Source organism: Streptomonospora sp. PA3 (genome assembly GCF_009728995.1).
Taxonomy (GTDB): domain Bacteria; phylum Actinomycetota; class Actinomycetes; order Streptosporangiales; family Streptosporangiaceae; genus Streptomonospora.
This window is the reverse complement of sequence record NZ_VTZW01000023.1, coordinates 148,552-169,324: the sequence shown is the minus strand read 5'-3', so window position 1 is coordinate 169,324 and position 20,773 is coordinate 148,552. Positions and strand designations below refer to the sequence as shown.

General features: G+C 73.2%; 21 protein-coding genes. 8 read left to right on the top strand and 13 right to left on the bottom strand.

The genetic code is table 11. The features are described from left to right. Positions 1 to 109 precede the first annotated feature (109 nt). Both FZ103_RS24405 and FZ103_RS24400 read right to left on the bottom strand, forming a co-directional pair. Positions 110 to 1,288 carry a cation:proton antiporter gene (locus tag FZ103_RS24405; protein ID WP_156004568.1) on the bottom strand — a complete coding sequence of 393 codons (1,179 nt, stop codon included), beginning with the start codon at positions 1,286 to 1,288 and terminating at the stop codon, positions 110 to 112. Between the two features lie 11 nt (positions 1,289 to 1,299). Beyond that, positions 1,300 to 1,782, bottom strand: coding sequence for a cation:proton antiporter regulatory subunit (locus FZ103_RS24400; RefSeq protein ID WP_156004567.1), 483 nt, complete (start codon positions 1,780 to 1,782; stop codon positions 1,300 to 1,302). A 339-nt stretch (positions 1,783 to 2,121) separates the two neighbouring features. Here FZ103_RS24400 and moaA point away from each other — a divergent pair, with 339 nt between their 5' ends. Further along, positions 2,122 to 3,111 carry a GTP 3',8-cyclase MoaA gene (gene moaA / locus FZ103_RS24395; protein ID WP_156004566.1) on the top strand — a complete coding sequence of 330 codons (990 nt, stop codon included), beginning with the start codon at positions 2,122 to 2,124 and terminating at the stop codon, positions 3,109 to 3,111. Between the two features lie 27 nt (positions 3,112 to 3,138). On the opposite strand, the gene FZ103_RS24390 is transcribed toward moaA, so the two are convergent. Continuing rightward, on the bottom strand, positions 3,139 to 4,293 hold the full coding sequence (locus FZ103_RS24390) for a methyltransferase domain-containing protein (protein ID WP_186356812.1): 1,155 nt from the start codon (positions 4,291 to 4,293) through the stop codon (positions 3,139 to 3,141). Next, on the bottom strand, positions 4,290 to 4,415 hold the full coding sequence (locus FZ103_RS25810) for a hypothetical protein (RefSeq protein WP_255430290.1): 126 nt from the start codon (positions 4,413 to 4,415) through the stop codon (positions 4,290 to 4,292). The genes FZ103_RS24390 and FZ103_RS25810 overlap by 4 nt, the downstream gene beginning before the upstream one ends. A 221-nt stretch (positions 4,416 to 4,636) precedes the next feature. Here FZ103_RS25810 and FZ103_RS24385 point away from each other — a divergent pair, with 221 nt between their 5' ends. Continuing rightward, positions 4,637 to 5,824: an RtcB family protein gene (locus FZ103_RS24385; protein WP_156004565.1), complete on the top strand. Its 1,188-nt coding sequence runs from the start codon at positions 4,637 to 4,639 to the stop codon at positions 5,822 to 5,824. A gap of 31 nt (positions 5,825 to 5,855) precedes the next feature. Here FZ103_RS24385 and FZ103_RS24380 read toward each other — a convergent pair whose 3' ends face one another. Next, positions 5,856 to 6,317: a VOC family protein gene (locus FZ103_RS24380; protein WP_156004564.1), complete on the bottom strand. Its 462-nt coding sequence runs from the start codon at positions 6,315 to 6,317 to the stop codon at positions 5,856 to 5,858. Between the two features lie 13 nt (positions 6,318 to 6,330). Further along, positions 6,331 to 7,320, bottom strand: coding sequence for a ring-cleaving dioxygenase (locus tag FZ103_RS24375; protein WP_156004563.1), 990 nt, complete (start codon positions 7,318 to 7,320; stop codon positions 6,331 to 6,333). A 268-nt stretch (positions 7,321 to 7,588) separates the two neighbouring features. Here FZ103_RS24375 and FZ103_RS24370 point away from each other — a divergent pair, with 268 nt between their 5' ends. Continuing rightward, positions 7,589 to 8,179 (top strand): molybdenum cofactor guanylyltransferase, encoded by a 591-nt coding sequence (locus FZ103_RS24370; protein WP_156004562.1) that lies wholly within the window; start codon positions 7,589 to 7,591, stop codon positions 8,177 to 8,179. A gap of 89 nt (positions 8,180 to 8,268) precedes the next feature. On the opposite strand, the gene FZ103_RS24365 is transcribed toward FZ103_RS24370, so the two are convergent. From FZ103_RS24365 to FZ103_RS24355, 3 genes are all read right to left on the bottom strand, one after another. Next, positions 8,269 to 8,526 carry a helix-turn-helix transcriptional regulator gene (locus tag FZ103_RS24365; RefSeq protein WP_156004561.1) on the bottom strand — a complete coding sequence of 86 codons (258 nt, stop codon included), beginning with the start codon at positions 8,524 to 8,526 and terminating at the stop codon, positions 8,269 to 8,271. Further along, positions 8,526 to 9,023: a DUF2975 domain-containing protein gene (locus tag FZ103_RS24360; RefSeq protein ID WP_156004560.1), complete on the bottom strand. Its 498-nt coding sequence runs from the start codon at positions 9,021 to 9,023 to the stop codon at positions 8,526 to 8,528. The genes FZ103_RS24365 and FZ103_RS24360 overlap by 1 nt, the downstream gene beginning before the upstream one ends. Positions 9,024 to 9,511: 488 nt before the next feature. Then, complete coding sequence (locus FZ103_RS24355; protein WP_156004559.1) at positions 9,512 to 9,739, bottom strand: hypothetical protein; 228 nt, start codon at positions 9,737 to 9,739, stop codon at positions 9,512 to 9,514. Between the two features lie 445 nt (positions 9,740 to 10,184). On the opposite strand from FZ103_RS24355, the gene FZ103_RS24350 reads away from it, so the two are divergent. Next, a complete protein-coding gene (locus FZ103_RS24350; protein ID WP_156004558.1) occupies positions 10,185 to 10,394 on the top strand; it encodes a dodecin in 210 nt (69 codons plus the stop codon). A 105-nt stretch (positions 10,395 to 10,499) separates the two neighbouring features. On the opposite strand, the gene FZ103_RS24345 is transcribed toward FZ103_RS24350, so the two are convergent. From FZ103_RS24345 to FZ103_RS24335, 3 genes are all read right to left on the bottom strand, one after another. After that, entirely contained in the window at positions 10,500 to 11,915 is a 1,416-nt protein-coding gene (locus FZ103_RS24345) for a metallopeptidase TldD-related protein (RefSeq protein ID WP_156004699.1), read from the bottom strand. A 5-nt stretch (positions 11,916 to 11,920) separates the two neighbouring features. Then, entirely contained in the window at positions 11,921 to 13,408 is a 1,488-nt protein-coding gene (locus tag FZ103_RS24340; RefSeq protein ID WP_186356811.1) for a TldD/PmbA family protein, read from the bottom strand. 82 nt (positions 13,409 to 13,490) lie between these two features. Next, entirely contained in the window at positions 13,491 to 14,237 is a 747-nt protein-coding gene (locus tag FZ103_RS24335) for a hypothetical protein (protein WP_156004557.1), read from the bottom strand. 412 nt (positions 14,238 to 14,649) lie between these two features. On the opposite strand from FZ103_RS24335, the gene FZ103_RS24330 reads away from it, so the two are divergent. Then, positions 14,650 to 15,198 carry a flavin reductase family protein gene (locus tag FZ103_RS24330; protein WP_394350138.1) on the top strand — a complete coding sequence of 183 codons (549 nt, stop codon included), beginning with the start codon at positions 14,650 to 14,652 and terminating at the stop codon, positions 15,196 to 15,198. Positions 15,199 to 16,066: 868 nt separating this feature from the next. Here the strand turns inward: FZ103_RS24330 and FZ103_RS24325 are convergent. Further along, complete coding sequence (locus tag FZ103_RS24325) at positions 16,067 to 17,617, bottom strand: LCP family protein (RefSeq protein WP_156004555.1); 1,551 nt, start codon at positions 17,615 to 17,617, stop codon at positions 16,067 to 16,069. Between the two features lie 356 nt (positions 17,618 to 17,973). On the opposite strand from FZ103_RS24325, the gene FZ103_RS24320 reads away from it, so the two are divergent. The 3 genes from FZ103_RS24320 (at position 17,974) to FZ103_RS24310 (ending at position 20,695) form a co-directional block, all read left to right on the top strand. Beyond that, complete coding sequence (locus FZ103_RS24320; protein WP_186356810.1) at positions 17,974 to 18,873, top strand: Lrp/AsnC family transcriptional regulator; 900 nt, start codon at positions 17,974 to 17,976, stop codon at positions 18,871 to 18,873. A 73-nt stretch (positions 18,874 to 18,946) separates the two neighbouring features. Next, entirely contained in the window at positions 18,947 to 19,819 is an 873-nt protein-coding gene (gene folP, locus FZ103_RS24315; RefSeq protein WP_186356809.1) for a dihydropteroate synthase, read from the top strand. Positions 19,820 to 20,047: 228 nt separating this feature from the next. Beyond that, positions 20,048 to 20,695, top strand: coding sequence for an RraA family protein (locus FZ103_RS24310; RefSeq protein ID WP_156004553.1), 648 nt, complete (start codon positions 20,048 to 20,050; stop codon positions 20,693 to 20,695). The last annotated feature ends 78 nt before the right edge of the window (positions 20,696 to 20,773 follow it).

The following is a 20,773-nucleotide window of genomic DNA, read 5'->3' as shown; positions in this document are numbered from 1 at the left end:
GGCGCCGCACCCCTCCGGCCCGCTCAAGCCTCGCTCCCTCGCTCGTCAGTCCAGCCGGCGCCGCACCCCTTCGGCCCGCTCGGGCCGGGGCACGCCCCTGGCGGGCAGCCTACGGGGCCCGGGCGCCCTCGTCGGCTCCCCCCGCCCACGCGGGGGTGCGCATCCGGCCGGCCGCGTAGGTGATCAGCGGGCCGGCCACGGCCAGGATGATCACGTAGGCCGCGGCGAAGGGCACCAGCCGGGGCTCCGCCACCGCGGCCAGGCCCGCGATCACCACGGAGAACTCGCCGCGCGGGATGAGCACCGTGCCGGCGCGCAGCCGGCCGCGGCGGCCCACGCCGTCGCGGCCGGCCGCATACCAGCCCACCGCCGTCTTGGTCAGCGCGGTGACAGCGGCAAGCGCGGCGGCGGCCGGCAGCATCGGCACCAGCTGGCGCGGATCGATCGTCAACCCGATCGCCAGGAAGAACACCAGCGAGAACAGGTCGCGCAGCGGCTCGACGGCCAGCCGCGTGCGCTGGGCCAGCTGCCCGCTCAGCGCCAGGCCGACCAGGAACGCGCCCACCGCCGCCGACGCGTGCGCGGCCTCGGCCGCCCCCGCCACCAGCAGCGTCAGCCCCAGGATGCGCAGCAGGAACTGCTCGGAGTCGCCGGTGTCGAGGACGCGGTTGATCGGCCCGTGCAGGCGCCGCGAGGCGAACAGCGCGATCGCCACCGCCAGCAGCGCCGTGGCCAGGGTGAAGGTGGTGCGGCCCAGCGTGCTGCCGATCACCGCCGCTCCCAGCAGCGGCAGGTACACCGCCATGGCGATGTCCTCCAGCACCAGCAGCGACAGCACCGAGGGGGTCTCGCGGTTGCCCAGCCGGCCCAGGTCGTCCAATAGCCGCGCCACGATGCCCGAGGAGGAGATCCAGGTGATGCCCGCCAGCGCGACCACCCCGCGCCAGTCCAGCCCCATCAGCAGCCCCGCGGCCGCCCCCGGCAGCGCGTTGAGCAGCGCATCCAGCAGCGACGACGGCAGGTGCAGCCGCAGGCTCTGGGAGAACTCCTCCGGCGAGAACTCCAGGCCCAGCAGCAACAGCAGCAGCACCATCCCGATGGCCGCGCCGGTGCCGATGAACTCGCCCGCCGCCGGCACGGGCGCCAGACCGCCCTCGCCCAGGGCCAGCCCCGCCAGCAGGTACAGCGGCACCGGGGACAGCCCCCAGCGCCGCGCGGCCGAGGAGATGAGGCTGAGGACGACCAGCACGGCGCCGAGTTCGAGGAACAGGGGGACGGAGATCTCCATGGCGCCGCGGCCTAGGAGGCGCCGACGATGTTCTCGACGCCGGCGATGCCCTCGTCGGTGCCGACCACGACGAGGACGTCGCCGGCCTGCAGCCGCTGGGCGGGGGTGGGGGAGGCGATGACGGTGTCGCCGCGCACGATGGCCACGATCGAGGCGCCGGTGCGGGTGCGCGCCCTGGTGTCGCCCAGGGTGCGGTCGCGGTAAGGCGAGTCCTCGCCGATCTCGATCTGGCCGGAGACCAGGCCGGGGACCTCGCGGGTGAGGTCGGCGAAGCGCTCGGCCACGCGCGGCGCCCCGAGCATCTCGGCCACGGTCTCGGACTCCTCGCGTGTCAGGTGCAGCAGGTGGCGCGGGGTGTCGGGATCGCCCCTGCCGTAGACGAGCAGCTCCGTCTCGCCGCTGCGGCGGGCGACGACGCCCACGCGCTCGCCGCGGGAGGTGGAGAACTCGTAGCGGATGCCCACGCCGGGCAGTAGGACCTCGGTGACCTCCATGCCCACCATGTTCCCGGGGTCCGCGCGTCTACGCCCGGGGGCGCGCGGCGCGCGGGCGGCCGGTGCGCGGCCGGTGGCCGGGAACGGCCGAGCCTCCTGCGCTGGCGCCACGATTCGTGGGATTGTATACAGGGCAGTAGAACCCGCAGTACCATCCCAACTCGGACGACGATTCACGCAACGGAACAATCGCCAATATCAGTCCAGTGATCTACAGACGCGACGAAACAGGCATCTTTAGGCTGGAGCTGCGCCGGGAACGATCCCAGTGACGTCACCGCCGACGCATCCGCATCGCTGAGGCTGGACGGCCACCCGGAAACTGAGAGGTGACGCGCCATGCTGGCCGATTCCTACGGAAGGGTCGCCACCGACCTGAGGGTCTCGCTCACCGACCGCTGCAACCTGCGCTGCACCTACTGCATGCCGCCCGAAGGGCTGGAGTGGCTGCCCAAGGACGAAGTCCTCACCGACGACGAGGTGAACCGGCTGATCCGCGTCGGCGTCACCATGCTCGGCATCGAGGAGATCCGCTTCACCGGCGGCGAGCCGCTGCTGCGCCGCGGCCTCACCGGCATCGTCGCCGCCGCCACCGCCCTGCGCCCCCGCCCGCAGACCGCCCTGACCACCAACGGGATCGGCCTGGCCCGGACCGCCCCCGCCCTCGCCGAGGCCGGCCTGGACCGCGTCAACGTCTCGCTGGACACCGTGCGCCCCGACGTCTTCGAGAAGCTCGCCCGCCGCCGCCGGCTGCCCGACGTCCTGGAGGGCATGGCCGGCGCCGCCGCGGCCGGTCTCACCCCCGTCAAGGTCAACGCGGTGCTGATGCGCGGCGTCAACGACGACGAGGCCCCCGACCTGCTGGCCTACTGCCTGGACCACGGCTACCAGCTCCGGTTCATCGAGCAGATGCCCCTGGACGCCCAGCACGGCTGGCGGCGCGACACCATGGTCACCGCCGACGAGATCCTCGACCGCCTCAGCGCCGCCTACCACCTGGAACCCGCCGACGACCACACCCGCGGCAGCGCCCCGGCCGAGCTGTTCTACGTCGACGGCGGCCCGGCCACCGTCGGCGTGATCGGCTCGGTCACCCGCCCATTCTGCGGTGCCTGCGACCGCGTGCGGCTGACCGCCGAGGGACAGGTCCGCAACTGCCTCTTCGCCCGCGAGGAGTCCGACCTGCGCCCGCTGCTGCGCGGCGGCGGCAGCGACGAGGACATCGCCGCCCGCTGGCGCGCCGCCGTCGCCACCAAGCTGCCCGGCCACGGCATCAACGACCCCAGCTTCCTCCAGCCGTCCCGCCCGATGTCGGCGATCGGGGGCTGAGGGAGATCTCGGCCCGGCAGCGAGGTGTCAGGACGGCGTCGGCACCGGGGCGGCCACGACGGCGGTGGGTTCGTCCAGCCACACCTCCTGCCGGTCGGATGTGACCGTCAGACCGAACCTGGAGTGCTCGGGCCGCCCCGCCGCTTCCCACCAGCGGTAGGCGGCGGCCAGTTCGTCGAAGAGCAGCCGGGGGCCGTGCTGGCGCACCTCGTATTCGCCTCTGCTTTGCGGGGTGACGCGCCACGACGCCCACGACCCCGAACCCGGATCCATCAGATACACAGTGAACTTCGGATTGCCGTCGATGTCGTCGTCGAAAACCAGCAGGTCCTTGACGCCCGGTAGCAGGAGGCCGATCGCGAAGGACGCGTCGAAGTCGCCCACCGGGTCGTAGGGGTGCAGGTCCGTGCTGCTCACCGCATACCCGTGCTCCGGGCGGACGCGATCATCCAGCGTCCCATGCGGAGTACGTTGCGAGCGGACCCACATGAACCCCGCATTCCCACCGAACCTCCCCGACGCGCGCAGCCCGTCCGCGGCCACGTCCAGTCGGGCCAGGGTGCCGTTGTGAAAGGACGTACCCCAGGGCGTCACGATTCGTCCGCCCGGTCGGGTCTGCTCCACCCACACGCCCGGAACCTGCTGCACGGCGGCGGTCGACAGGATCCGGTCGAACGGGGCGCCGTCCGGGTAGCCCTTCGTGCCGTCTGCGGCGACGACCTTCACCGGCCAGCCGGCCGCTGCCGTCGCCGTGCGGGCGGCATCGGCCAGGCGCGTGTCGACCTCGACCGTGGTCACGTTCTCCACGCCGACGACCGCACCGATCAGGGCCGCGTTCCATCCGGTGCCGGTGCCGATCTCCAGGACCTGCTGCCCGGACGCCAGATGGGCGGCCTCCAACATGTCCGCGACGATCGACGGTTTCGACGCCGAGGAAGAGAAATAGCCGCGTCCGGTGTCGGCGCCGTCGTCGAGCTGGGTGATCAGCGGCCGGTCCTCATAGCAGGCCGCCATCCACGCCTCAGGGTCGTCCTGGCGGCGTAGTCGCACCGGCGGGCTTCCGCTGTCGAGCCATACGGTGGCGGGCATGAAGAGGTGACGGGGAACAGCCGTGAACACGTCCCGCCACGCCGGAGGAAGGATCTCGGCGAGGCGGGCTTGGCGGTCGACGACGGTCGTCACTTGTCGTCCTCGCCGCGTTCGTGTCGGCCGCCACCGCTGCCGCCGTCGTCGGGAGTGGGCGGAGGGATGGGGCGGTCGGGTTTGTGGCCGTCGCTGTTGCTGGAGTCTTCGCGTTTGCCCATGGTGGTCTCCGAGCATCGGGGCCGTCGATGTGGAAGGTATCCGACCGAGTGCGGTCTGTACCAGCCTGACCAGGGGCGGCCACCTGGCCGCCAGGTCCGCACGTGGAGGTTGCGAGGAAATCCTGTTGCCCCTGCCCGCACCCGTCTGGCTTGATCGGGGACACACCCGGGCCGCCTTGTGGGTAGCGGTGCCGGCAGGTTTCGGCTGGAGGAGGTGGCCCATGGCCTACACCGAGGCTCCCGGTGCGCGGGTTCCCATCCGAATGTGGGCCGACCCCGACTCGGTCGAGCCCGCGGCGATGGACCAGTTGCGCAACGTCACACGGCTGCCGTGGGTGCACGGCCTGGCCGTGATGCCCGACGTCCACTACGGCAAGGGCGCGACCGTGGGCTCGGTGATCGCCATGCGCGACGCGGTCTCACCCGCGGCCGTCGGCGTCGACATCGGCTGCGGCATGACCGCGGTGCGCTCCAGCCTCAAAGCCGGCGACCTGCCCGAGGACCTGGGCCGGCTGCGCGCCGGGCTGGAGCAGGCGGTGCCCGTCGGCCACCAGGCGCACAAGCGCCCGGTCGACCCCAAGCGCGTCCACGGGCTGCCCACCTCCGATTGGGGCCGCTTCTGGGACCGCTTCGGCGCACTCGCCGGCCCCGTGCAGAAGCGCCGCGAGCGCGCAGCCCACCAGATGGGCACGCTGGGCGGCGGCAACCACTTCCTGGAAGTCTGCCTGGACGACGAGGACGCCGTGTGGCTGGTTCTGCACTCGGGCTCGCGCAACATCGGCAAGGAGCTGGCCGAACACCACATCGAGTGCGCCCGCGAGCTGCCGCACAACCGCGACCTGCCCGACCGCGACCTGGCCGTCTTCGTCAGCGGCACCCCGGAGATGGAGGCCTACCGGCGCGACCTGTTCTGGGCCCAGGAGTACGCCCGGCGCAACCGCGACGTCATGATGGGCCTGGCCTGCGACGTGCTGCGCAAGGCCGTGCCCGGCGCCGGCTTCGGCGAGCGGATCTCCTGCCACCACAACTACGTCGCCGAGGAGACCTACGACGGGGTGCCGGTGCTGGTCACCCGCAAGGGCGCCATCCGCGCGGGCACGGGCGAACTCGGGATCATCCCGGGGAGCATGGCGACGGGCACCTACATCGTGCGCGGGCTGGGCAACCCGGCCTCGTTCAACTCCGCCGCGCACGGCGCCGGACGGCGGATGAGCCGCAACCGGGCCCGGCGCGAGTTCACCCGCGAGGATCTCGTCGCCCAGACCGCCGGGGTGGAGAGCCGCAAGGACGCGGCCGTCATCGACGAGATCCCGGCCGCCTACAAGGACCTCAGCGCCGTCATCGAGGCCCAGGCCGACCTGGTCGAGGTGGTCGCCCACCTGCGCCAGATCGTCTGCGTGAAGGGATGAGGCCGCAACCCGGCTCCGGACCGCCCCGCGGCTAGCTCTCGGGGCCCGCGCCGGCGGGCGGGTCGGCGTAGATCCCCTCCAGCATGCCGGTGGCCTGGCCCACCTCGATGAGGTAGCCGTCCGGGTCGCGCATGTAGCAGCGGATCTCGGCCTTGCGGTCGATGGGTTCGGTGAGGAACTCGGCGCCTTTGCCGCGCGCGCGGTCGTAGAAGGCGGCGATGTCGGCGACCCGGATGTTCAGGAACGCCGAAACGGTGTCGCCGGCCTCCGGCGGGCGCAGGGTGATGCCGGGCTTGTCCGGGGTGGGGCCGCCGCCGGGATTCATGATGATCCAGGTGTTGGCGACCCGGACGATGCACGGGTTGTCCTCCAGCACCACCGAGCCCGCCAGCACATCGGCGTAGAAGGCCCGCGATCGGGCCACGTCGGACACCGTGAGGAAGTGGGTGACCACCAGGCCCTCGCTGGGCGCGGGAAGGTCGTTCGGATCCATGGCAGGCCGCCTCTCACGCCTCGGCGGCGGTTCTGCCGCCGAGGACGATCTCCTCGTCGGGGCCGGGGACCCGCAGCGCGGGCAGGGCCTGCTCGATCTCGGCGCGGGAGGGCTCCAGCCACGGCGGCAGTCTCAGCGCCCGGCCCAGCCGCATCAGCGGCTCGTCGACCGTGAACCCCGGCGGATCGGTGGCGATCTCCAGCAGCACGCCGCCGGGCTCGCGGAAGTAGATGGAGTGGAAGTACTGCCGGTCCAGCACCGGCGTCACGTTCAGCCCCTGGCCGACCAGGGCCTCGCGCCAGGAGACCTGCTCGTCGTCGTCCGGGGTGCGCCAGGCGATGTGGTGCACCGTGCCGGCCGCCACCAGGCCCTGGGGCACCTCGGGGCGGCACACCACGTCCACCAGGCCGCCGGCCCCGCCCTCGCCGGTGGCGAACCGGAAGCGGTTGTTCGCCTCCTCGGCGAAGCGGAAGCCGAGCGTGTCGGTGAGCAGCCCCGCGGTGTGTTCGTAGCCGGCCTCGGTCAGCGTGACCGAGTGCAGTCCCCGGACGGCGTGCTCGTCGGGGACCGGGCCGCCCTCCCACGCCGGCGCCGCATCGGCCTGCCGGTGGGCGACCAGCTCCAGGCCCAGGCCGTCGGGGTCGCGTACCGGCAGGGCCTCCTCCTCCAACCGGTGCGCCACGGTGCCGACGTCTGCCCCGCGTGCGCGCAGGCGTTCGCGCCACCAGCCCAGCGAGCCCTCCGGGACGGAGAAGGCCACGGCCGTGGCCTGGCCTGCGCCGTGCCGCCCCGGCGGCGCGCCCGGCCAGGGGAAGAACGTGATCAGCGTTCCGGGCTGCCCGGACTCCCCGCCGAAGTAGAGGTGGTAGGTGTCGGGTGCGTCGAAGTTCACCGTGGTCTTGACCAGCCTCAGCCCGAGGACGCCGTGGTAGAAGTCGGCGTTGCGCTGCGGATCGGTGGCGATCGCGGTCACGTGGTGCAATCCGGTGGGAGCACTCGGCATGGCTGCGCCTTTCTCCGTTTGCCGGCCCCGGCGGCCGGTCTCCGGGCGCGAGCTCCGCGTCGGATTCGGCGTCTCGCCTGCCCGTATCCGCCGGGCGGTGCCCTTGCCTGTAGCGGCCACGACTACCCCCGCGGCCCTGGGCGGTAACCGCGCGAGGACGTCGGGAGTGCGATCGGCGGGGCACGGACCGGCGGCCGCGGAGCGCGGATGGCATGCTGAAGGCGGCGCCGCCGTCGGCGGCGGCCCGGCAGCCGGGAGGGAGCGCGCGATGGCCGATCCGGAGCCCTTCGACGCCGTGATCCTGGCCGGGGGAGCGGCCCGCCGCATGGGCGGCGGCGACAAGCCCGGCCTCGACGTCGGCGGAGCCAGCCTGGTCGAACGCGTGGCCGCGGCGGCCGCCGCGGCCGCAGAGGTGATCGTCGTGGGACCGCCCCGCGAGCGCCCCGCCGCCCGCTACGTCCGCGAAGACCCGCCGGGCTCGGGGCCGGTGCCGGCCCTGCGCGCCGGACTGGCCTGGGTGGCGCGGCCGCGGTTCGCCCTGCTGGCCGGCGACCTGCCGTTCCTGCGCGCCGCCGACATCGAGGCCCTGCGGCGCGCGGCCGAGGGGCGCAGCGGCGCCGTGCTCGTCGACGCCCAGGGGCGGACGCAGTGGCTGCTGGGGGTCTGGCGCACCGACGCCGTCCGCGGCGCGCTGGCCGACTACGCGGGGCGCTCGCTGCGCGGCCTGCTGGGACCGCTGGATCCGCTGCCGGTGGCGGCCGAAGGCGCCCTGGTCCGGGCCGCGTTCGACTGCGACACCCCCGAGGAGCTGGCCCGTGCGCGCGCGGCCGGTGAGCAGGCGGGCGGCGACGGGAGCTGAGGGCCGCCCGCCGGGTCGGCCGCTTCCGCCGCGCGACGCCCGCACGGCGACCCGGGCGCCCCGCACCCGCCGCGCACGTCGGCGGGCCCTCACGCGTCCCGCGCCTGCGCGGCCTCCGCCGCCTCTTCGGTCGCGCCGGTCGCGTCGGCCTCCCAGCGCAGCAGGTCGCCCGGCTGGCAGTCGAGCACCTCGCACAGCGCGGCGAGCGTCGAGAAGCGCACCGCCTTGGCGCGGCCGTTCTTGAGCACCGCCAGGTTGGCCGGCGTGATCCCGACGCGCTCGGCCAGCTCTCCCACGGACATCTTCCGCTTGGCCAGCATCACGTCGATGTCGACGACGATCGGCATCAGATCACCCCGTCCAGCTCGTCGCGCATCCGCGCCGCCTCGGCGTCGCGGTCGATGGCCTGGGCCAGCAGCATCCGCAGCACCAGCACGATCAGGGCGACGCCCAGAACGGCCACGCCCACCCCGCCCAGCAGCAGGACCACGCCCGGGGCCACGGCCTCGCCCGGCGCGAGCAGGAAGCCGAGCGCGAACACCAGGAGCGCGGCCGCCACGAAGGCGCCGATGACGATGTGCACGTAGCGGAACGCGGCGGGGGAGAACACGGTCCCGCGCCGCACCATCGTCACCAGCCGCCACACGCACACCATGACGACCTGGGTCGTCACGATGCCCAGGACGATGATCACCAGCACCGGAACGCGCAGGTGCGCGACCTCGGGATCGAGCCCTTCCATGTCGGCGGCCAGCAGCGGCACCATCACCGCCTGCACGAACACCGAACCCGCGAGCAGTCCCGCGAGCACGGCGCGCAGTGCGAGCACCGTCAGGTTTCCCATCGCTTCTCCTTCGATCGAATCACGACAGGAATCTATCGATATTCGATAAGCATGGCAAGGCGTCCTGTCTAGGAGGCCGATCACCACAGGAGGTTGCGGCAATGGGGCTGTGATGCGCGAAGCGCTGTGCGCCAGCTTGCCGCCGAGCGGAGGTGCACTTTTGCGCCGGCCCGCCACCGGTGGTGCGGCTCCGCCTGACAGGTTCAGCGTGCGCTCGGCGGCAAGCTGTGACCGCGCTTCGCGAGGCGCACCCATTGCCGCAGCCCCGGTGGTGGCCGCCCCGGGTGGTGCCCGGTGGGTTCCTGGAAAGCGGCGCCCCCGCCGTTCTTAAACACGGCTTAACGGGCGCGGCCGACCCGCGGCGGCACGCAGGCATGCGGCGCGCAGCGTCTCGGTCTCGTTGATCACCGCGGGCCCGATATCAGCGGAAGCGGGCGGCGCGCCGGCGTCTCACCGCGCGAAAGAGCGCGCAGTGCGGTGCAGACGGCTCAGCCGGTGAAGTCGGCGAAGGGGACGGTCTCCAGCAGGAAGCCGCGCACGCCCAGGAACTCGCCCAGGTAGGCGCGGTGCTCGTCGCAGGCCAACCAGGTCTTGCGGCGGTCGGGCGTGTGCACCTTGGGGTTGTTCCACACCAGGACCCACACGGCGGGGTTGCGGCAGCCCTTGCGGGAGCAGTGCGGCGCCTCGTCCTCGGGCGCGTCGTTGCCTGCGGTCATCGTGTGCTCCCCTTCATCGCCCGGTCCTGCCGACGGCCGGCGGCTACGCAACGTACCCGTCGGCGCGCATGAAAAAGCGACGTCGGGTGGCTACGGGGGCAAACCACCCGACGTCGCAACCGGTGTTCCGACGGGGGCTCGAAACACCGCTCCAGCGCTCCGACGGGGGACCGGAGCGCTGAACCCCAATGTACACCGCCGATCCCGTGTGTACGTCAAGACTTAGTTACGACGTGATCTCGGGAGAGTCCCGCAGGTCAATCGCCCTGCTCCGCGAAACCCGAATAAACGGGCATGTTCCACACGTGTCACGGACCGCAGTCCCACGAGCGGGCAAAGCCCCGCTTAGCCGCGCGCCAAGCGGTCAGTGGTCCCCGCGCGCCCCGTTGTCCGCGCCGCCGGCGACGGGAAGTGTGATGGGACCACATCCGAGCAGGAGGCGCACATGTCGCACAACACCTACCGCGTCACCGAGATCGTGGGCACCTCGCCCGACGGGCTGGAGCAGGCCATCCGCAACGGCATCGACCGCGCCGCCGCCACCCTGCGCCAGCTCGACTGGTTCGAGGTCACCGAGATCCGCGGCCACCTGGAGGAAGGCTCGATCGGCCACTTCCAGGTCGGCATGAAGGTCGGCTTCCGCCTCGACGAGTAGGCCCGCAGGACCAGGCGGAGGGCCGGCCGGGCAGGCGCACGCGCCCCCGCCGGCCTTTCGGCCCGCGACGGGCGGATCCGCCGCCGGCGGAACCGCCCGCCCCCGTCACGATGCGCGGCTGACCGTGGACATGTTGAAGTCGGGCACCCGCAGCGGCGGCATGGCCGTGCGGGGGAACCTGTCGCCGACCTCGCGGCCCAGGGTGGGCACGGTGGCTCCGGCCTGGGTGGCGCGGTCGAGGAGGGAGACCGGGGACTCGTTGAACCGGAAGTTGTTCACCGCACCGGTGACCTCGCCGTCCTCGACGAGGTAGACGCCGTCGCGGGTCAGTCCGGTCAGCAGCAGGGTCTGCGGGTCGACCTCGCGCATGTACCACAGGCACGTCAGCAGCAGCCCCCGCTCGGTCTGCGCGACCATCTCCTCCAGGCTCGCGGCGCCTCCGTCGGCCTCCAGCACCAGGTTGTCGATGTGCGGGGTCAGCGGCAGGCCGGTCAGCTCCGCCGAGCGGCGGGTCTGGGTCAGGGCCGCGAGCTTGCCGCCGGAGACCCACTCGGTGCGGCTCAGCGGCAGCCCGTTGTCGAAGGCGGTCACCCGGCGCCCCGGGCCCGCGGCCGTGATGAACGGCGCGCACTCCAGCCCCGGGTAGGCGGGGTCGCTGAACAGCGTCAGCGGCATCGCCGACAGCCGCTCGCCGACGCGGGTGGCGCCCTGGCCCTGGGCGCCCGAGAACACGGTGCGCCCCTCGGCGGCGTCTCGCGCGGTGGCCGCGGAGTACAGGAACAGCATCAGGTCGGCGACCGCGCTGGGCGGCAGCAGGGTCTCATAGCGCCCCGCCTCGATGTCGACGGTGCGCCGGGCCCAGCGCATCCGCCGCGCCAGCTCCTCCTCCAGCGCACCGGCGTCCACATCGGAGAAGTCGCGGGTGGCGCTGCCGACCCAGGCCGAATGCCCGTCGGCGGCGGAGAACGACGTCCCCGTCTTGGCGTTCAGCTCGACCGTCCCCGACGGCTGGTCGTGGCGCAGCCGCACACCGGTCGAGCTGCCGAAGAAGACGGCCTCCACGGTGTGCTCGGCGTAGCCGTACAGCCGCCGCCCGGCCGCCGAGCCCCGCTCGAAGGCCCGGCCCAGCCCCGGCGCCAGCCCGGAGAACACCGAGATGTCGGTGGCGGGCACCGGCGCGTCCCAGTCCGCGGCCTGGGGAGTCCGGGCCGAATCGGGCTCCAGCAGCGCGGTGGCGTCCTCGGTGGGCAGCGCGTTGGCGGCGGCGTCCTCGGCCGCGCGCACCAGGTCCTCCAGGTCCTCATCGGCGAGTCCCGAGCGGGTGCGGGCGCCGACGGACACGCCGCGGCCGGAGGCGTCGAGCGCGATCACCGTGACCGTGCGGCCCTGCGTGGCGCCGTTGGTCGTCAGCGAGTTGCCGGCCCAGCGCAGGTTCGCCGTCGACGCCTCCTCGACCAGCACCATGCAGCCGTCCGCGCGCGCCAGCTCCAGCGCCCGCTCCACCACCGCCTGCGGGTTCATGCCGCTCACTTGCCTGCCTCCTGCACCGTGTTGAGGACGCGCACGCCCGAGAAGACCGCCGACGGGCAGCCGTGGCTGACCGCGGCCACCTGCCCGGGCTGTCCCTTGCCGCACATGAACGAACCGCCCAGCTCGTAGGTCTGCGGTCCGCCCAGGGCGCGCATCGACCCCCAGAAGTCGGTCGTGGTGGCCTGGTAGGCGACATCGCGCAGCATCCCGGCGATCCGGCCGTTCTCGATGCGGTAGAACCGCTGTCCGGTGAACTGGAAGTTGTAGCGCTGCATGTCGATCGACCAGCTCTTGTCCCCGACGATGTAGATGCCGCGCTCGACGCCCTCGATCAGCCCGTCGGTGGAGGGGCCGTCGGGGTCGGCGGCCAGCGAGACGTTGGCCATGCGCTGGATGGGCATGGTCGCGGGGGAGTCGGCGTGGGCGCAGCCGTTGGAGGAGTCGTAGCCCTGCAGGTGCGAGATGCGGCGGTCGCGCTGGTAGCCCACCAGGACGCCGTCGCGGACGAGGTCGAAGGACGTGGTGGCCACGCCCTCGTCGTCGTAGCCGATGGTGGCCAGGCCGTGCTCGACCGTGCGGTCGCCGGTGACGTTCATGATCTCCGAGCCGTAGCGCAGGCCGCCCAGATGGTCGGGGGTGGCGAACGAGGTGCCGGCGTAGGCGGCCTCATAGCCCAGCGCCCGGTCCAGCTCGGTGGCGTGGCCGATGGACTCGTGGATGGTCAGCCACAGGTTGGAGGGGTGCACGACCAGGTCGTAGGCGCCGGGCTGCACGCTGGGAGCGGCCAGTTTCTCGGCGAGCAGCTCGGGCAGGCTGTCGAGCTGGGGTTCGACCTGGGACATGTACTCCCAGCCGCGCCCGGCCGGCGGCGCGATGGTGCGCATGCTGTCGAGCAGGCCGTCGCGGGTGGCGAAGACCTCTGCCACCGGGGCGATGCGCACCCGCTGCTGGGTCGTGGTCGTGCCCGCGGTGTCGGCGTAGAACTTCTGCTCCTTGACCGCCACCATCGAGGCGTCGACGTGGTCGACCCGGTTGTCCTTGAGCAGGCGGCGGCTCCACCCGGCGAGCATGGCGGTCTGCTCGCGCTGGCCGACCTCGAAGGGGTCGACCTCGTAGGAGGAGACCCACGTGGCGTCGGGGTGCGCGGGTTCGGGGGCGAGCTCGATGCGCTCGGTGGCGGCCGCGGCCGAGACCTCGGCCACCCGCACGGCGCGCTCGGCGACGGAGGCGGCGGAGTCGGGGGTGAGGTCGGTGGCGGCGGCGAACCCCCACACTCCGTTGTGGACGACCCGCACGGCGAAGCCGAGGGTGTCGCTGTCGGACTCGGAATCGAGTTCGGCGTCGGAGAGCGAGAGGTAGCGGCCCCGGATGCGCTCCAGTCGGAAGTCGGCGTGGTCGGCGCCCAGATCGCGGGCCTTCTGCAGCGCCGCGTCGGCGAGCCGCCGCATCGGCAGGGCGAGGAAGTCAGGATCGATGTCAGGCACGGTTCCCCAACCTAGCGAGCCGGAGCCGTCCCATGCCAGGATGTTCCGCTCTCGGGGGAAACCGCCGGGGCGGGGGGCGGCCTCAGCCGCCTTCCTGCACGTCGACGTGCACGTGGTCGAGGTGGCGCATGATCGCGTTGTCGGGGTCGTCGGCGACATAGGGCCACCAGCCGCCGCGCGAGCCGCGGGCGTTCCAGATCTCGTCGTCGAAGATCACGTTGGCCACGTGCAGTTTCTCGGCGTGGGCGACCAGCCAGTGCGCCAAAAGCCAGCCCTCGCGCCGGTTCTCCTCGCTGATCGGCCGGTAGAAGAAGTCGATGGCCCGCCCGTCGTAGTGGGCGGAGTCCTCGCCGTGGCCGGTCGAGATGCCGCCGGGTTCGTAACCGCCGACGCTCACGGGGCCGAAGACCTCGTTCACGGAGTCGAGCACGGCCTGGGCGCGCGGCGTCAGCCCGGTCTCGGTGAGGTCCTGTTCGGCCAGGGCGTCGGGATCGGTGGCACGGCAGGTCAGGCTGGGCCCGGGCTCGTCCGGCGGGCCGTGCAGCAGCCGGTCGAGCACCGCGGGATCGATGCCGGAGGTGTCGGGGGCCTCGGCTCCGCGGGCGCGCAGCGCCGCCGCGGTCGTGGCCAGGCGCGCCTCCTCGACCGTCAGCAGGACCGTCCCCTCGGCGGTGCGCACGGAGCAGGGGTCGGCCCAGGGCAGGGCGGTGCGGTCGATCCCGGCCCGGGCCAGCAGCCACGGGCCGGCGGCCGCGAGTCCGCTGCCGCACAGGACCAGGACCGCCAGAATCACCAGGGCACGGCGGCCCCGGGTCGTGGGTGTGCGCATATGCCCGACTTTAGCCTGCGCGGAGGTGAAAGCCCGGCTTCAGTCGATCGCGGCGAGTCACCGGCGGCTCCGTGTCCGCCGCCGTGGCCTGGACGCCGCGTGTTTCGCTGAGAGCGAACGGTCACCCGGCGTCGCCGCAGGCATCGACCGCGGTGCCCCGCGGCGGACTCGGGCGGATGTGCGAACCTGCGCACATTGGGGCGGTGGCGGGTGACGGGCGAAGGCGGGCGGCGCGTAGCGTCTCCGTTGGGGCGGTGGCGGGTGACGGGCGAAGGCGGGCGGCGCGTAGCGTCTCCGTTGGGGCGGTGGCGGGTGACGGGCGGGAATAGCGCATCTCCGCCCAAGGCTGACGGGACGGAGGACACCGTGCGGCGGCGGGCCGAGAGGCCCGCCACACAGGATGGAGGCGTGCGTGCGCAGTTCGGCGGAGGCGGCATTCGACGCGGACGGCGGGCAGGCGGATCGGTCGGCGCACGGGGCGGACCTCGCCGCCGACGGCTTCCGCCGCGTCATGGCCGAGCACGCGGCGGGCGTGGTAGTGGTGACGGCCGCAACGCCCGACGGGCCGGCCGGGGTGACCGCCACCTCCTTCACCAGCGTCAGCCTCGACCCGCCGCTGGTGTCCTTCTACATCGGCGACCGCTCCTCGACCTGGCCGCGGCTGCGCGAGGCGCCCGCCTTCGCGGTGAACATCCTCGGCGAGGACCAGCAGGAGGTCGCCGCGCGCTTCGCCGCGCGCGGCATCGACCGCTTCGCGCCTCCCACGCGCTGGCAGCGCGGCGCCGACGGGCAGCCGCTGCTCCTGGGCGCGGCCGGCCACCTGCTGTGCCGCAAGCACGACGTCCTTGCCGTGGGCGACCACTGGCTCGTGGTCGGCCGGGTGGTCCGGACCCGCGTCTCGCCCGCCGCCGGACGCCCGCTGGTCTACCACCGGGGCCGCTACGGCGGGTTCTCGGCCTAGCCGCGGCTACGTCCTGCGCTTCGCGCCACGTACTTGTTCAGAACCGGCTTGCCGCCGAGCGGCGGTGCACATCATGCGCTGAAACCCGGCCACCGGTGGTGCGGATCCACCTGGCAGGTACCGCGTGCGCTCGGCGGCAGGCAAGCACGTGACGCGAAGCGTCCCCGCTGGGGTGGCGGCGGGCTGACGGGCGGGCCGCGCTACGCGAGGCGCGCCCATTGCCGCAACCCGGGGGTGGCCGCCCCAGGTGGTATCCGGCGGGCTCCTCTGCCCTGGCGACAGCAGGAACCCTCCGGGGACCATCCAAGTCGGGCACCACAGCGGCTGCGGCAATGGGGCTGGATCGCGCGTAGCGCTGCGTGCCAGCTTGCCGCCGAGCGCACGGCGCACCTTCGCGCCGGAAGCCCGCCACCGGTGGTGCGGCTCCGCCTGGGAAGAACCGCGTGCGCTCGGCGGCAAGCTGCGACCGCGCTACGCGAGGCGCGCCCATTGCCGCAACCCGGGGGTGGCCGCCCCAGGTGGTACCCGGTGGGCTCCTCGGCCCTGGCGACAGCAGGAACCCTCCGGGGACCATCCAAGTCGGGCACCACAGAGGCTGCGGCAATGGGGCTGGATCGCGCGTAGCGCTGCGTGCCAGCTTGCCGCCGAGCGCACGGCGCACCTTTGCGCTGGAAGCCCGCCACCGGTGGTGCGGGTCCACCTGGCAGGTACCGCGTGCGCTCGGCGGCAAGCTGCGACCGCGCTACGCGAGGCGCGCCCATTGCCGCAACCCCGATGGTCACCGCCCCAGGTGGTGCCCGGTGGGTTCCTGCAAAGCGGCGCCCCCCGCTCTCAAACAGGACGTAGCCGCGGCCGGCCGCTCTCCGCCTCAGGGGCAGAGGGCGTCCAGCGACGTGGCGTCCTCGCCGACCTGGCGGCCGGGGGCGTCGGGGGAGGGCTCGTCCAGGCCGGTGTACTCCTGCCAGGCGGTCTGGTCCTCGCCGCCACCGCCACCGTCGCCGCCTCCGCCGGAGGAGTCCGATTCGCCGCCGCTGGGCGAGGCGGCCACCTCGTCGTCGCCCTCGTCCTGCTGCTGGGCCGACTGCAGGTCCTCCTGCTCGCCGATCGCGTCGGCGATGAGCTCGCGGATGTTCTTCCAGTCCGGGTGGGCGGTGTTGACCTGCGGCGGGGAGAGCTGGAGCGTCGACATCCGCCCCTTGTCGGTCACCCGGTCGGCCAGGTCGATGAACGCCGGCACCTTGGCCTGGGGGATGTCGGTGCGCAGCGTCTTCTTGGTCGCCCCCGCCAATTCCTGGAAGCTGGTCAGCACCGTGGTCGGCTCGGTCTGCTCGGCGACGTACATCAGCAGGCAGCCCTGGCGGCCCATGCGGGCGTAGTCGTTGCTGTTGGTGCGGCTGCGGCCGTACCACAGCGCCTCGTAGCCGTCGAGGTGCTGATGGCCGGCCTCCAGCACCTTGCCCTCCTGGCCGTAGGGGATGGGCTCCTCGATGTGCACGTCGATGCCGCCGATGGCGTCGATGAGCGAGGCGAAGCCCTGCATGTCCACCAGCGCGTAGTAGTCCAGCTGCAGATCGAGCAGGTGGCTGATGACGCGCTTGAGGGTGTCGGCGGCCGGGTCCTTGGCCGAGGGGTCGACGGCCAGCTTCTTCGGGCTGTCCGCGACGGTCTGGTAGACCTCGTTGAGCAGGTCGTCGAAGCCGTAGGGCGGCGGGTAGCGCTCCGCGAGGGCCGTGCCGTCGGGGAACTGGACGTTCTCCAGGTTGCGCGGCAGACCGATCAGCACGACGTCGCCGTGGTCGACGTCGATGCTGGCCACGATCATCGAGTCGGTCCGCAGCCCGTAGCGGTTGCTGCCGGCGTCGCCGCCCAGCAGCAGCACGTTGACGCGGTCGCGCCCCGCCCACGGGTTGGCCTCGTCGTGCGGGGGCGCCCCCGCGTGCGGGGGCCCGAAGACGGAGTTGAGGGTGTCGTAGGCGGTGTAGGCCGTGCGCAGCACCGCGGCCGCCGGCGCGGCCACCGCCAGGCACAGGGCCAGGACGACGGCGCCGCCGGTGAAGCGGGTGAGCGCGCGCGAGCCCGGCGGGCGCACGATCACCCACGAGTGCACGATCACCGTCATCCACAGCACCGCGACCGCGAAGGTCACCGCGGAGGCGGTGAGCAGCCAGCGCCCCTGGACGGCCAGCTGCGCGCCGCTGAGGACGTCGCCGTTGAGCAGGGCGATGCCCACCCCGGCGGCGACAAGGAGGACCAGGTAGCAGCCCAGGATCACCCATCCGGCCGTGCGGCGGCGCATGCGCAGGTGGGCCAGGCCCGGAACGGGCAGCGATCCGGCCGTCCACAGCAGCGCCCGCGCGGTGGTCGCGGGACGGGAGGCGGCCGCGGGCTCCGGCTCCTGTCGATCCCGTCCTTGTGCCATGGATACCCCTTACTAAGCCGCCCGTCCCTGGTCGCCGTCCGACGGCCGGAGTCGTCGGGCGGTCGGACGTCGCACCCGTCCCTACCGCTCACGGCGACGAACATGCCGCAGAACAGTGTCTCGCTTTGCCGGAGTTGTTCGCACACGCCGCCCCGTCGTCGGCATGTTTGTTACGTGCCTGGGATGTCGGTATACCCGCCTGGATGTCCGTATCTCCGGCGATGGAGGGCCAAAGTCGTCCTTGTTTCTTTCGTGATCAGTAGTTAACCGTCGCAACAACTGCCATGATCTGGCCGCAGGAGGGGGCGGCGCCCGGGGGGAATGGGCGCCGTCATGTGAGGGAAAGGCATGCAATCGTGCTCGATGCGGTCGATGCGGCGCTCATCAGGGCGCTGCAGGGGGACGGAAGAGCGACATACCAGGCACTCGCCGACGGAGTGGGACTCTCCCGGACAGCGGTCCGGGCACGTGTCAAGCAGCTGGTCGGAGCAGGTGCCATCCGGATCGTGGGAGTGCTGCACGCCGGTGTACTGGGGATGGAGGTGTTCGCCCACATCTCGTTTCGCGTATCGGGCCCCGTCGGCCCGGTGCTGGAGGAGCTGGCCGGGCGCGAGGCGGTGGTCTTCGCCGCCCATACCGCCGGGCGCTTCCCGGTCGTTGCGCACGTACGCGTGCGCGACGACGAGGCGCTGGCCAAGGAGCTGGGCGCGCTGCGCTCGCTGAGCGGCGTCGTCGGAGCCGAGGCCTTCCGCGGCGGGGCCATCGCCAAAGACGCCTACAGCAGCGTACGCGAGCTGCGTGAGATCTCGATCGATCCGCTGGACTGGCGGCTGGTCCGCCACCTGCAGCGCGACGGGCGGGCGTCCTACGCCGAGCTCGCCCGCCAGGTCGGCCTGTCCCAGGCCGCGGCCCGCTCGCGGGTGGTGCGGCTGATCGAGGCCGGCGTCATCCACGTCACCGCGATCGCCGAACCGGCCGCGGTGGGCGCCAGTGAGCAGGTGGGCTTCGGGCTGCGCTGCCGCGGCGACTCGGCCGCGGTGGCCGCGCGGCTCGGTAGCCTGTCAGGGGTCTCCTTCCTCGCCACGGGCTTCGGGCGCTACGACGTCATCGGCTCGGCCAGCGCGGCCGACCGGCCCTCGCTGGTGGAGGCGCTGGAGGCCGTGCGCGGCTGCCCCGAGGTCACCTACGTGGAGACCTGGGAGCACCTGGCGGTGACCAAGGAGCGCTACGGCGGCGACTCCGTGCCCGCCGCCTGAGCGGTCCGCCGTCCCCGCCGCGCACGCGCTGCTCGGCGGGGACGGCGGCACACGGGTACGAAAAGCGGGGGCGATGGGCGACGAGGCACCGGGGGGCACGCTGCGGCTGCGCGGCCGGGAGTTCGGTCCCGGCAGCCACGCGGTGATGGCGGTGGTCAACCGCACGCCCGACTCCTTCTACGACCGCGGCGCCACCTACGCCTTCGGCGCCGCGCTGGAGGCCGCCGACGCCGCCGTCGCCCACGGCGCCGACATCGTCGACGTCGGCGGGGTCAAGGCCGGCCACGGCCCCGACGTCACCGTCGCCGAGGAGATCGACCGCACCGCCGGGTTCGTCGCCAAGCTGCGGTCGCGTCATCCCGGGCTCGTGATCTCGGTGGACACCTGGCGCTCGGAGGTGGGTCGCGTCTGCGTCGAGGCCGGTGCCGACGTGATCAACGACACCTGGGCCGGCGCCGACCCCGGCCTTGCCCGGGTGGCCGCCGAGACCGGCGCCGGGCTGGTGTGCAGCCACACCGGCGGGCTGGCGCCGCGCACGGACCCGCACCGGGTCCACTACGGCGACGTGGTCGCCGACGTCGCGGCCACGGTGACCCGACTGGCCCGCCGCGCGGTCGAGCTGGGCGTGCGCCCCGACCGCGTGCTCGTCGACCCCACCCACGACTTCGGCAAGAACACCTACCACTCGCTGGAGCTGACCCGCCGCCTGGGCGAGCTGGTCGCCGCGGGGTGGCCGGTGCTGGTGGCGGTGTCCAACAAGGACTTCATCGGAGAGACCCTGGACGTGCCCGTCGAGGAGCGCGGACCGGGCACGCTGGCGGCGCTGGCCGTCTCGGCGTGGCAGGGCGCGCGGGTCTTCCGCGTGCACGACACCGCCGCCGCGCGCGCCGCCCTCGACGCCGTCGCCGGGCTCCGCGCGGGTCCCGGCAGAGGTCGGAGGCTGTAACCGCCGGTAGCGGGTTTTTGGATTTTCCGCTTCGTACGTCTTGCGTGCCGGTTAAGTTACCCGTGAGTATAAGGGCAGTCGGGTCGCAGGGGAGAGCCCCGGCTCTTCCCGGCAGCCCCGCCCCGGGCCGGGCACCGGGCCCGCCGCCGGGAGCAGGGGGCGGCTGCGGCCCGCACGGCGCGCATGCAATGGGAGGCTGACGTGGCGCTTGCGGACACCATGACTGCGATGGGCACTGCCGCGCTGACGCGGTGCGGAGCCAAACCGCTGGGGTCCCACCTCTTCGCGGTCTGGCCCGGGTCGTCCTTCGCCGCCACGGCGCTTCCGGTGCGCTGCGCACCCGGCGACAACCTCGCCCTGCACGTGGCCGTCGCCCAGGCACCACCCCAGAGCGCCCTGGTCGTGGACGTCTCCGGCGAGCCCGAGTACGGCTACGTCGACGAGATCCTGGCCGTGGCCGCGCGCATGCGCCGCATCAGCGGCATCGTGATCGACGGGTGCGTGCGCGACGTCGCCGCGATCGCCCGCGCCGGACTGCCCGTCGTCGGCGCCGGGGTCTCGGTGCGCACGCCCGGCCACGACGCCGGCGGCGCCGTGGGCCGCGAGGTACTGCTCAACGACGACCGCGCGCCCACTCCCGTGCGCCGCGGCGACTGGATCGTCGCCGACGACGACGGCGCCGTCTGCCTGCCCCGCGGCCGGGCCGCCGCCATCGTCTCCGAGACCGTCGAGGCGGTCGCGGCCGACCAGCGCATCGTCGACGCGCTGATCGCGGGCGCGAGCACGCTCGATCTGCTCAACCTGGACCCCTCGCGCGTGGCCGGCTGGGAGGGCGCGGGAGTCGCCGCGGCCCGCTCGGCCGAGCGCGCCGGCTGAGCCGCCCCGGGATCGCCCCCAGCGGCGGTGATCTTGTACCGGTGGTCATCGTGCGCGATCACGCGTGGTCACCGGTAC